The sequence below is a fragment of the Microcoleus sp. Aus8_D2 genome, assembly GCF_036702665.1.
GTDB lineage: Bacteria > Cyanobacteriota > Cyanobacteriia > Cyanobacteriales > Microcoleaceae > Microcoleus.
Genome location: NZ_JAUBUN010000001.1, coordinates 41,717 through 54,425, shown reverse-complemented (window position 1 = coordinate 54,425; position 12,709 = coordinate 41,717). Strand labels below are relative to the sequence as shown.

Genomic DNA, 12,709 nt, shown 5'->3' with positions numbered 1-12,709 from the left:
TTATGGTAAACTCAAATCGAGCCGAAGATATTGCAGCAGAAAACGAGCGATCGATCGCTACTTTAGTACGGACGATCGCCCGCTTTCAAGGAAATTTTTCTTTAACTATAGTGCGCTGCAATTATGCTAGCGTGCGATCGACAATTCTTGGCAAATTGCGGGCGCGATCGACTGTTGAATATCAAGAATTAGTCCTCGAACCTGCAACTAAAACACTTTATCAAACCATTTTTAATGCCGTCCAAGAGCAACCGCCGAAAGCTTTGATAGTTGTCGGTATCGAGTCGGTGGTGGCGATTGATGACCTGCTAGCTGGGGCTAATAGAGCGCGAGACCAATTCAAGCAAGATTTTGCTTTTCCGCTGATATTATGGGTGACGGATGCTGTGCTGGCTAAATTTAGTCGATCGGCTAACGATCTGAAATCTTGGGCTCCTCCTCCAATTCAGTTTACCATGCCGCCGGATGATTTGATGAATTTGTTGCGGCAAAAAGCAGACGAAGCTTTTGCTAATGTTGATAATTTACAATTAGATGACTGTGAAATTGAGTCGCTGGAGAATTGCCTGCCAAGTTTGGGAGAGGCATTAGACCCGGAATTGCAAGCTCGTTGGGAATTTATTCAGGGTTTAGTTGAATTTCATATAAATCAAATAGATTTAGCGATCGAACATTATCAGCAAAGTTTAGCATTTTGGCAGCAAAATCAGCAGTGGGAAAGACAAGGAATTGTTTGCGAGAAAATTGCCGAAGCTTACAACCGCAAAGCTGAATTGCACCGGGCTGGAAGTCAGAATTATTGGCAACAAGCTAGAAAGTATTTGCAGCAATCTCTGGAGAGTTTTGAGCAAGCACAGCGGCATGATTTAGCTGCTAAATGTATTAGCAAACTCGGCGAAGTTCTGCGACTTTTACAAAAATGGGAAGAGTTGCAAAAATTAGCTGAAAAAGCCTTAGAAATGCACCAAAATTGTGGTACTCCGAGTCAAGTAGCTCAAGATTATGGATTTTTGGCTGAGGTGGCGCTGAAACGTTTTCAGTGGGAAAAAGTTTGCGAATTAGGTAAATTAGCACTATCGGTTTTAAAACAAGCAGGAGTATCCCAACAAGAGACTGGTTTATATCTGTTACTTTGGGCAAAAGCGCAGCGAAATTTCAGTCAACAGTCCGAGGCAGTTAACAACTTAGAAGCAGCCAAAGAAAATACGCGGCCTCAAGATGATGTGCAGCTTTATCTAAGGATTTTAGAAGAGTTGAGAACACTCTATTTTGAGCGAGGCGAATATTTAAAAGCATTTAACGTTAAACTCGAACAACAGGAAGTTAAAAGCAAATATGGATTGCAAGCTTTTATCGGTGCTGGTCGCTTGCAGCCACCACAGCAAATAATTGATATCGGTTTAGAATCTGGTAAGTCAAAATCTGAAATTGTGGAGCAAATTGTCACCAATTCCGGGCGAGCGCAGGATGTCAAACGGATAATTGAACGGATAGGTACATCTGCTTGCAAGCTGACAATCATTAACGGACAGTCTGGGGTAGGAAAAAGTTCGATTATTCAAGCAGGATTAGTTCCCGCACTGCAACTTACAACTTTTGAAGCGCGGGACGTATTGCCTGTTTTATTGAAGTCTTATCACGATTGGGCGAGGGATTGCGGTCAGTGTTTGAATTCAGGAATTGACAAAATAAAAGGTGTGAGTTTATCTACTTCTATTGACACGCCCGCAGCTATTTTAGAACAATTGCGACTTAATGAAAATCGCAATTTATTGACGGTACTAATCTTTGACCAATTTGAAGAATTTTTCTTGGCTTATCAAGACCAAAGTCGCAGGCGAGAGTTATATGATTTTTTGGCTGAATGTTTGCGGATTAGCTATCTCAAAATTATCCTGTCGCTGCGGGAAGATTATCTTTTCTACTTGTTGGAGTGGAATCGAACGACCAATTTATCAATTATTGATAATGATATTCTCAATAAACACATCTGCTATTACTTAGGTAATTTTTCGATTGCAGATGCTAAACTTGTTGTCCAAAGCTTAACAGAACGGTCTCAATTTTACTTAGATGATAATTTGGCAAACGCACTGATCGAAGATTTGGCAGGTAAACTCGGCGAAGTGCGGCCGATTGAGTTGCAAATTGTGGGGACGCAATTGGAAAAACGGCAGATTACTCGACTGAGTGAATATCAGGAACTTGGCGATCGAGCAAAGCTCAAACTGGTTGAGGAGTTTTTAGATGAAGTTATCGCAGATTGTGGTAAGGAGAATAAAGATATTGCCGAAGTTATCTTGTACTTGCTGACGGATGAAAACAACACTCGTCCTCAGAAAACTTTGGCTGAATTAGCAGCAGATTTACGAATAGAGTTAGTAGAATTAGAGTTGGTTTTAGAGATGGTCGTTAAATCAGGATTGGTATTAGAAATGCCGGCAACTCCGAAACGCTATCAACTTGTTCACGATTATTTAGTACCTTTTGTCCGCCAATTAAAAAATGCGAAATTATTAGAAATAAGGGAAAAACTTCAGGAAGTTAAAGCTATAACGCAGACAGCAGAAAAACTAACAGAGGAGTGCCAACAGTTGTTAGCACAAGCAGAATCAGATATAAAAGATCTATATGCCAAAGCAGAAGCAGATATAAAAGAGCGATATGGTGGGCCGATTATTATTTTAATAACTATGTTTAGCATTAGCTTAATTGGGAATTTCATTACAATGGGAGTAGTATGGCAACAACTAAACAAACCATAGGAATTGAAAAATTTAGAGTGATGGGTAAGTGATACTTTGAGACTTCTTGAGTTGGGGAATAATCAAATAGAGCGCTCTAAGAGGTAAACTAATACAAGAATGTGAACTACCCGCCACTAACCGCAAGCGGTTTGATGGGGGCTTCTGTACTCACAGGCGAATGCCTCAAAACAGACTTGCGCCCGCTATGAGGTCTTACTTCCCCTCCTACAGCAGAAACGGCTGTTCCATCCGTCTGTAGCATTCTGATTCCTTCTGTTCTAATATTTGCAGCAGCGTTGCCATCTCGATCGTGATGAGTACCACAATGGGGACAAATCCAGTCCCTTACATCGAGTGGCATTTCATCTATTTTATAGAAACAATTAGAACAGAGTTTGGAACTAGGGAACCATCTATTTATCTCTACTAACTTTCCACCCTTACGTTCTAATTTATAGGCTAGAAAATTAGTGAACATTCCCCATCCACAATCAGATATTGCTTTAGCTAAGTTATGATTTCGCACCATGCCTTTGACATTAAGATTCTCTACTACGACAACTTGGTTTTCGTTGACTAGCTTATGCGAAAGCTTGTGTAGAAAATCTTGACGTGCGTTTGATACTCGCTCGTATACCCTAGCCGCTATTTTTTTTGCTTTGAACCTTGAGTTACTACCATCTTCTTTTCTGGCTAATTTTTGCTGTTTCCTCTTGAGATTTTTTTCATGCACAGCTAAATGTTTGGGATTCCTATATTTAGATACTTTCTCTCCATCGTAAGTTACTGCAAAGTCCTTCACACCTAAGTCAATACCTATTACATTTCCTTCAATCGATCTCAGTGGCTTTTCGCCCTCTGTCTCAACCAAGATCGAGGCAAAATATTTTCCAGCAGGTGTTTTGCTCACTGTAACAGTTTTCACTTTTCCATCAATCGGTCGATGAATCTTAGCTCTCACTTCCCCAACTTCACCAGGAATTTTAATCGTGTTATTAGCTAATATTTTGACGTTTTGAGGATATTGAATTGATTGCTTACTTTTCTTTGACTTGAATTTAGGAAATCTGGAGCGACCCTCAAATAAATTTTTATAAGCTGTAACTAATTTGAGAGTAGTAGCCTGCAATACCTGACTGTGACAATCAGCTAGCCAAGATGTTTCTTCTTGCTTCTTTAGTTTCGGCAATAAGGCATTTAGCGCTGCTTGTCCTATCCATTTACCTGTTTGTTGGTAAGTCTCGATCGACTTATTCAGGGCAAAATTCCACCACCAACGCGAACAACCAAATGCTTGAGCCAATTTTTGTTCTTGGCTTTGCGTTGGATAGATTCTAACTTTGATGGCTTGGTATTGCACGAAATATTTTGACGGCTTATCTATGTTGAGTATAAAATTACTGTGTAGCTTTGTCAAGCACGAGGTGGTTGTTCGTTTTGTGCTCGCTCCCTACCATCGTAACTCTGGGGAGAGCAGGGAATTAATTCCCTGACAGTTGTCGGGTTAGGGGCATCTTTCTCGCAGGGTAGGCCGTTACAAAACTTTCATGCGTTTGATAGATTGATCGCCTTAAATAGTCTCTTTAAAGTAGTCGTAGGGTGCGTCGCCACAGAAAATCCCCAACTAAATATCGAATTTTCTAGTAGCGACGCACCTGTACTTAAATTTTCAGGGCTTCTCATGGGAGGCTAGAAACCGGGTTTCTACGAAATTTTGCGTTTAGTAGCGAGAAATCTACGAAGAAACCCGGTTTCTGAGATCACGATTATTTTGCAAGGTGCGTCGCTGCGAGATTGTCGCTCTTTTGTTGGGATTTATCGCAGCTATCTTCGGGAATTCCGCTCTCCGCAGCCGCCAAATGTGCTAACGTACAATGAAAAATCCCCAAATTTCAACTATCGGGAGACACACAACCGTGTTCGCTCAAGCACCTCCAACTCCCAGTTACAAATGGTTTAGCTGCATTTCTAGCACTGTTTTCGCCGCATTGTGCCTGATGCCCCTTTTCAGTGCTCCGGGATACGCCCAAACTCCCCAAAATCGACCCATCAAAATCGGCGTGGTGCAGCGGTTTGGCACTAAAGCAACAGATAAACTGACGCTGAAAGCATTACCGGGCGACAGCTTAACATTAAGTTACAAAACTCCCCAAGGCATAGAAACTAAAACTGCTGCTAGCATCCAGCTAGAAATCGCCAGTAAACCTCTGGAAGCGCCATTAGTAGAAGAACGAGTTGTTCTGAGCTCCCACCGCAGTTTTGAGAGTGCAGAAGATAGCGCGAATCAGTGGCGCGCTAAGGGAATTGATGTGGAAATTGCTCAACCTTTGCGCTGGCAAGTTTGGGCGAAAAGAGATACTTACAATTCTCCTTTGGTGCGGCGCTGGCTGTTGCAAAGTTTGCAAGCTCAAGGTAATAGAACAGCTTTTTTAGATACTAAAGTTTTTAAACAAATACCCCAGGCTTTTTGGCTTTTAAATGGCTTTCGTTTCAACCGCAATGAGTTGGATGTGACGGCGGGAAAAAATGTCATTGAGGTATTGGAACAAACTACCCAAGAGGCGACAGCTACTGATCCAGAAAAAGCTATTCAACAAACTAGCCGTTATGGAGGCAGTTTGCAATTACAAAAAAATTCTTACGGCACTTATACTTTAGTAAATAATGTGCCGACTGAAACTTATTTGCGGGGTGTGGTTCCTCACGAAATTGGAGCTTTTTCGCCCTACGCTTCAATTGTCGCTCAAACTATTTTGGCGAGAACTTACGCCCTGAGAAATTTGCGCCGCTTTGCTGTGGATAATTACGAGTTGTGCGCTGATGTTAACTGTCAAGTTTATAAAGGTTTGACGGAGGTTTTCCCGCAAAGCGACAAGGCGATCGCCCAAACGAGCGGTTTAGTGCTAACTTACGAAAATCAGCTAGTAGACGCGCTCTATTCCGCGTCTAGCGGCGGCGTGACGGCGACTTTTGGCGATGTGTGGCACGGCCCCGAACGTCCGTATTTGCGATCGATCGTCGATTCCCCCAAGAACGTCTGGGATTTGTCAAAGCAGAGCTTGTCTGACGAAAACAACTTCCGCCGCTTTATGACTCTGAAAGCAGGGTTTAATGAGGAAAAAGAAGACACCTTCCGCTGGCGCGAAGAAGCTTCATTGACATCGATTGGTGGGTTTCTCAAACAGTATCTTCAGAAGAAAAAGCACCCGCTGGCTAATTTTAAAACTCTCACAAAAGTTGAAGTGGTGGAAAGATCGGCCGCAGGTAGAGTTTTGCAAATGAAGGTACAAACTGACTTGGGCCCCATCGATATTGACAAAGACGAGATTCGCAATGCTTTTTTCCCGCCGATTAGCACGCTTTTTTACCTCGATCCAATTTACAATGGGGATCAAAGCCTTAACGGTTATGCTTTTGTCGGAGGCGGTTTCGGACACGGCGTGGGAATGAGTCAGACCGGTTCTTACAATTTAGCTAATTTGGGCTGGAATGGCGATCGAATTCTGAGTTTTTATTTTCCCGGCGCTCAAGTTGTACCGCTTAACGATTCCATTACATTTTGGCGGGAATAGTTGGGATTAAGACAATACGCTTGGGTGAAGACAGATCCCCCCTAGCCCCCCTTAAAAAGGGGAGTAGGGGGTGGGACAAGAAGTTACTCAAAGTCCCCCTTCTTAAGGGGGATGCGAGGGGGATCTCCGGGCGATAAACAGTGTTAACCCAAGCATTTTGGTTTATAAGACAATTCGCTTGGGACAAGAAGACGAGCCGTTTCAACCGCCCTCCTATCTCTGTCGCCGTCTTTCAACACAAAAACCCAGTTTCTTCACGTAATTGAGCTTAAATATCTCAATTACGCAAACAAGAAACCGGGTCAATTAGCGCATCGCGCCTGTGAATCCTTTCTTAGTAGAGGGATTCTTCTTGGTGAGTTTCGATCGTACAATCAGACTTAGGATAAGCGACGCAGGTCAGAACAAATCCGGCCTCGATTTGGTCGTCATCTAAGAAAGATTGGTCAGATTGGTCAATTTCGCCAGCAGTAATTTTGCCAGCGCAGGTGGAGCAAGCTCCAGCGCGGCAAGAATACGGGAGGTCGAGTCCTGCTTCTTCGGCAGCATCAAGAATGTAAGTATCATCATCAACGTCAATGGTCTGGTTGATTCCTTCGGCTTCGCTGATGAGGGTAACTTTGTAAGTTGCCATGCACTAATCCTCTCAAAAATTCAACAATATTGATAAGTTTTCCTAATGCAAACTTCAAGGCTCTATTAGCTTTGAGGTTAGCTCCTAGGTTCGTTCCCTTTATGATAGTAGGGGAAAGAAGTAAGCTTGCAACACTTATTTACAAAAAATTTGAATGGGATTCGTTATAACTTTTTCTAATTTCATCTTGATTGCTTATACCTATGTTGGGATCAGCCGTGTGATACTGTTGCCGCAAGACTTACGCAAAATAACCGGGTTTCTCTTAAAAATCCTGTTTTGTGGCGTACAGCGCAAAAACCGGGGTTTTGGTATGCGGTATGTCGATCGACTTTCAGCCAGACTTGCTGGAATTTGTCCCCGCAGCCGTGGACAGTTGACAGTTGACCTGTGGTAGGGGCGGTGGATGGTGCGTGCGGGCCCTCCTAGTTGACAGTGGATAGCTTGTCAGTCAGCGAAGTCGAAGGGTTGCACAGCGGACTGTTGCACAGTACGGGCATCAAACCATTTATGCTTAACGGGTATCGGCTTTGTTCATGATTTTATTTATGTCCGCGCCCGATGTGGCGGTTGCGACATACCGCACCAGACTTGGGTGCAAGTCTTTAACTATACTAAAATCTCAAATCTCAAATCTAAAACCTAAAATCCTATGACTCAAATTAATACTGGCATTGGTTTTGCAGTAAATTCTCCAATTCGCGTGGGGATTGTGGGTACTGGTTTTGCTGCTAAGTTGAGGGCCCAGACGCTGGTAGCTGACGCCCGATCGAACTTGGTAGCAGTGGCGGGCCACAACCCAGATAAAACCGCAGCATTTTGTCAAACATTCGGCGCCGAGGCTGCGGTTTCTTGGCGCAAGCTGGTAGAAAGAGACGATTTAGATTTGGTAATTGTATGTACGGTGAACCGGGATCACGGGGCGATCGTCCTGGCGGCGCTGGAAAATGACAAGCACGTTGTGGTCGAATATCCTCTATCTTTAGACGTATCTGAGGCTCAAAGGGCGATCGAGCTTGCCGCCCAAAAGCAAAAACTCCTCCACATCGAACATATCGAACTGTTAGGCGGTTTGCACTCCTCAATCAAAGAATCCTTACCATTAATCGGTAAAGTTTTTTATGCCCGCTACGTTACTATTACCCCTCAGCGTACCGTACCGCAGCGCTGGACTTTTCAGCATTCCCTATTTGGGTTTCCCTTAATCGGGGCAATTTCTCGACTGCACCGATTTACTGATTTGTTCGGGGAAGTGACAAGTGTTAACTGTCAAACTCAATTTTGGGACACTCAACCGGATTTCTACAAAGCTTGTTTGTGCAACGCACAGTTACGCTTTACCAATGGCGCTGTCGCTGAAGCTGTTTATGGAAAAGGAGAGACTTTTTGGCAGTCAGAAAACATTTTTACCATCTACGGAGAAGCCGGAACGCTAATTTTTACTCCCGAATCCGGTCAATTAATTCAGGGAGAAAATCGCCAGACTATCCCAGTAGGAACGAGGCGCGGTTTGTTTGCTAAGGATACGGATATGGTGTTAGACTGTTTGTTAAACGGTACGCCCTTGTACGTCAACAATACCAGTAGTTTGTACGCTTTGAAGGTAGCGGATGCTGCAAGGCGATCGAGCGAGACCAGGCAAAAAATAGCGATCGACAATTCATAAATAAAACTTACGCAACCAACCATTTTTTAGGCTGAGTACGTGCAAAGGTGCTTGTGGCGCACCTTACTCTTCAACCCGCAGAGGCGGGTTTTGTCTGTGTAGGATCGGTTTCAACCGCCGACTGCAATCTTAATCTGTAATGCCAATAGACCAATACGGTTCACGATCGATTCCTTATACCCGGAGATCCCCCTCGCATCCCCCTTAAGAAGGGGGACTTTAAGAGCTTCTTGTCCCACCCCCTACTCCCCTTATTAAGGGGGGTTAGGGGGGATCGGTCTTAAGTGAACCGTATTGGCCAATAGACAAGATTGCATAAGTCGAAGGATCGATCCTGCAACCGCAGATATCAAACAGATAAACACAGATAAACGCAGATAATTTCAGGGCGTTTTCCGATTTTTGCAATCTTGTCTAATATATCGAGGCTGATTCTTGATTCGCTCAATCTGCAATCTTAATCTGTAATGCCAATATATCGAGGCTGATTCTTGATTCGCTCAATCTGCAATCTTAATCTGTGATCCTAATATATCGAGGCTGATTCTTAACTCGATCGATCCAAGATTGAATGGCCCCAAACCCAGTCAAATCAAATCCGCCTTCCCCAGCAACGTGCGTGTAAGCAAATAAACCGATATCAGCAATAGAATAGCGATCGCCCGCAAAAAAGTCATTTTTTTCTAAATGCTGTTCCATCACCCCCAAAGCAGCATAACCCGGTGCTTGTTTCTGTTGCAGTGCTGCTTGATATTCCTCAGCTTTCCCTGTCAAATACCAAAAACGAGAAGTTGCAATAAAAGGTTCGTGGCTGTACTGCTCAAAAAACAACCACTGCATGACTCGAGCGCGTTCAAGTTTATCGCTGGGGAAAAACTCAGTTTCTTCGCTCAAGTAAAACATAATCGCATTCGATTCAAACACAAACTTACCCGGTGCAATCTCTAAAACCGGAATGCGCCCATTGGGATTTTTGACCAAAAATTCTGGTGTGCGGCTTTCTTTTTGGAGAATATTAATTTCTGTGCGATCGAACGGAATATTGAGCTGAGTTAAGAGCAATCGAACTTTATAGCAATTGCCCGAAGGGGAATATTCGTAGAGTTTGAACATAAGTATCCTTGTTTTGAACTAACCGCAGATTACACTGAGGAAGAGAAGCAGAAAAAAGAAAAAGAGAGAGAGAGAGATTAATATCATATCCGGACTTCCGTCCGCAATAAATAAGGTTCGTAGTGCGGACTTCAGTCCGCTCTCAGGCTGCGGACTCTTCGCCAATAAATAAGGTTCGTAGTGCGGACTTCAGTCCGCAATAAATAAGATTCGTAGTGCGGACTTCAGTCCGCAATAAATAAGGTTCGTAGTGCGGACTTCAGTCCGCATAGTTCATACAGCTTTCAGATTCGATATCAGATGTCGCTGGAGTAACTTACCAACAATAGCGATACCCCGTTCAATTTCTTCAGGCAACAAAGAGAAATTCAATCGCATTGCTGGATAGCCTTTTCTATCGGGGAAAAAGGCAGTACCGCAAGCAATCAAAATCCCCTGAGATAAAGCCTCTTGACAAATTGTTTGCACTGACAAGCAATTGGGTAAATGCACCCATAAAAACAATCCACCTTCAGGCACAGTCCAACTTGCTTCCTGTGGAAAGTAACGCTCCAAAGCTTGCAGCATGGCATTTCTGCTCTGCAAGTTTTGCATCCGAATCTGATTCAAATGTCGGCGGTAATGACCGGAAGCCAGATATTCACTAACTATTGCCTGAGAAATAGTTGATACATGAAAATCGTGCAATAATTTTTGTCTCATAATCGCCTGATAGTTGACATCTGGAACGATAATCCAACCAACTCGCAGACCTGGGATTATAGTTTTGGAGAAAGTACCGATATATGTTACCAGGTTTTGCTGGTCTAAGGCTTTAATAGGTGGAGGAACAGGCTGAAAATTTAGTCCTTCGTAAGCGTTATCTTCTAAAATGGCGCATTTATATTTACTGGCTAATGCTAATAACTGCTGGCGATGAGTTTGAGAAGTTGTCAAGCCTGTAGGATTGTGCAGCGTGCTGATCGTGTAAATTAATTTAGGGCGGTGAGTCTGGAGACAAGATTCTAGAATAGCTAAATTCATCCCTTCTCCAGTCATGGGAATGCCGACTATTATGGCTCCAATATCTTCTAAAATAGCAAGTGCTCCGTGATAAGTTGGTGCTTCTACAATTACCCGATCGCCCGCTTGGACATAATGACGCATCGCTAAAGACAATCCCTGTTGAGATCCATTAGTCAGAATCAATTGTTCAGGAGCAATATCGAGTCCTTGTTGCACCAACATTTGAGCAATTTGTTGCTGCAAAATCGGCTGTCCCCCAGGAAAACCGTATCTAAACAGCGTATCTCCGGCTTCGGTGACGGCTCGTCTGGCGATTTTTTGCAAGTCTTGCAATCCCCAAGGACGGGGAAAGCCTGAGCTAAAGTCAGTAATTCCTGTTTCCGATTGTACCTGAATTGAAGCCAAGAAGCGATCGCAAAAACCGCCTCCATCTTTGTCTGGGACGATCGCATCTTGAAGGGACGGAAAAGCTGTTCCCAGTCTAGAGGTGGGCACTGTTTGATGGCTGACAAAGTATCCAGAGCCTTGGCGAGCATAAATCAAGCTATCTGCTTCTAAAACCCCGTAAGCTTCAATGACCGTCAATCGAGCAACTTGCAAGGTTTTAGCTAGCGATCGAATTGAAGGTAGGCGTTGTCCAGGTGGTAATGTCCCAGACTGGATCAGTCGCTTGAGGCGATCGCGAATTTGCAAATAAATCGGTTTGGGAGATTGTCTGTCTAAGGGTATTTTCACAGCACATATTCGCTCGTGACAGTACAGGGCGATCGCAATTTTCAATTCGATGAAATACAAGACACCGCTCTGCCGTGTCCCCAACCGAAAACCGCTATAGCCACATTATAAGCGATTACTCTATCCAATTACCCGGTACAGTTTTCAGATCTTTTACCAAAACAGTTGGTGGATTGAGAAACTGTACTTGTCAAAATCTCCCAAACCGTATCTTCACAGATGGCAATTTTTTCCATAAAGTGAATTGGTAACACCAATTATCAAAAACATTGCTACTTATGAAATTATACTGGAAACATTACCAATTCGATCCAGAAACAATCGGGCTAATTTACGGTTTCCTAGGCGTAGTAGGATTCAGCTTAACACTGCCAGCAACCAGAGCAGCAGTACAGGACTTAGACCCTATTTTTGTAGGATTAGGACGCGGATTAGTAGCAGCTACACTAGCAGCAGTTACTTTGAAAATAACAGCTCAACCTATTCCCTCTAAACGGCAATTGTGGAGTTTATTAGTTGTCGGATTGGGAGTGGTTGTCGGATTTCCGCTATTATCAGCCTGGGCAATGCAGCGAGTACCTGCCGCCCACGGCGCTGTAGTATTAGGAATCTTGCCCTTGACAACAGCAATCGGGGGAGTTTTGCGATCGGGCGATCGGCCATCTTCTCGCTTTTGGATTGCTAGTATCGCCGGAAGTCTAACTGTTGTTTGTTTTGGAATTATTAGTGGTGCAGGGCAACTCCAAGCCGCAGATTTAGCTTTATTTGCATCAGTAATTGCTGCTGCTTTTGGTTACGCCGAAGGTGGGCGATTAGCTAAGACTTTAGGCGGGTGGCAAGTTATCTGTTGGGCATTGATAGTTATCGCTCCCTTCGAGGTTTTGCCGACAATATTTGTGGTTTTAAAACAAGGATTAATAGCTGCACCGAGTGCCTGGTTGGGTTTTGCCTATGTGAGTTTTGTCAGTCAATTTGTAGCATTTTTTGCCTGGTATGAGGGGATGGCCATTGGCGGAGTTGCCAGGGTAGGGCAAATTCAGCTATTGCAACCGTTTTTGACTATCCTGACATCGGCTATTTTGCTTGGTGAAACTGTGCAGCCGATCGCCCTAGGCAGCGCTTGTTTAGTGGTAGCCTGCGTCGCAGCGGGTAAAAAAGCATCAATTAAGCAAGCAGCAAATTTGTGATCCGAAGGAAATTTTTGTTGGGCGCGATTCCTTAAATGTTAACACAAATT

Annotated in this window: 8 protein-coding genes; 4 read left to right on the top strand and 4 right to left on the bottom strand. The window is 43.7% G+C overall.

Going from position 1 to position 12,709, the window contains the following annotated elements; genetic code table 11:
- Window positions 1-2: 2 nt before the first annotated feature.
- Window positions 3-2,765, top strand: a complete 2,763-nt coding sequence (locus QUB64_RS00240) for a tetratricopeptide repeat protein (RefSeq protein WP_333270730.1) — start codon at window positions 3-5, stop codon at window positions 2,763-2,765.
- A 106-nt stretch (window positions 2,766-2,871) separates the two neighbouring features.
- Here QUB64_RS00240 and QUB64_RS00235 read toward each other — a convergent pair whose 3' ends face one another.
- Window positions 2,872-4,107 (bottom strand): RNA-guided endonuclease InsQ/TnpB family protein, encoded by a 1,236-nt coding sequence (locus QUB64_RS00235; RefSeq protein WP_333270727.1) that lies wholly within the window; start codon window positions 4,105-4,107, stop codon window positions 2,872-2,874.
- A gap of 514 nt (window positions 4,108-4,621) precedes the next feature.
- Here QUB64_RS00235 and QUB64_RS00230 point away from each other — a divergent pair.
- Window positions 4,622-6,319 (top strand): SpoIID/LytB domain-containing protein, encoded by a 1,698-nt coding sequence (locus tag QUB64_RS00230; protein ID WP_333270724.1) that lies wholly within the window; start codon window positions 4,622-4,624, stop codon window positions 6,317-6,319.
- Between the two features lie 334 nt (window positions 6,320-6,653).
- On the opposite strand, the gene QUB64_RS00225 is transcribed toward QUB64_RS00230, so the two are convergent.
- On the bottom strand, window positions 6,654-6,953 hold the full coding sequence (locus QUB64_RS00225; RefSeq protein WP_293129326.1) for a ferredoxin: 300 nt from the start codon (window positions 6,951-6,953) through the stop codon (window positions 6,654-6,656).
- 652 nt (window positions 6,954-7,605) lie between these two features.
- Between QUB64_RS00225 and QUB64_RS00220 the strand changes: the two genes are divergently transcribed.
- Window positions 7,606-8,619, top strand: a complete 1,014-nt coding sequence (locus QUB64_RS00220) for a Gfo/Idh/MocA family protein (protein WP_333270721.1) — start codon at window positions 7,606-7,608, stop codon at window positions 8,617-8,619.
- 513 nt (window positions 8,620-9,132) lie between these two features.
- On the opposite strand, the gene QUB64_RS00215 is transcribed toward QUB64_RS00220, so the two are convergent.
- Entirely contained in the window at window positions 9,133-9,732 is a 600-nt protein-coding gene (locus QUB64_RS00215) for a glutathione S-transferase family protein (RefSeq protein ID WP_333270719.1), read from the bottom strand.
- Between the two features lie 273 nt (window positions 9,733-10,005).
- The gene (locus QUB64_RS00210; protein WP_333270716.1) at window positions 10,006-11,532 is read right to left on the bottom strand and encodes an aminotransferase-like domain-containing protein; all 1,527 of its coding nucleotides are present in this window, start codon (window positions 11,530-11,532) and stop codon (window positions 10,006-10,008) included.
- Window positions 11,533-11,750: 218 nt separating this feature from the next.
- Here QUB64_RS00210 and QUB64_RS00205 point away from each other — a divergent pair, with 218 nt between their 5' ends.
- Entirely contained in the window at window positions 11,751-12,659 is a 909-nt protein-coding gene (locus tag QUB64_RS00205) for a DMT family transporter (RefSeq protein ID WP_333270714.1), read from the top strand.
- Window positions 12,660-12,709 lie beyond the last annotated feature (50 nt).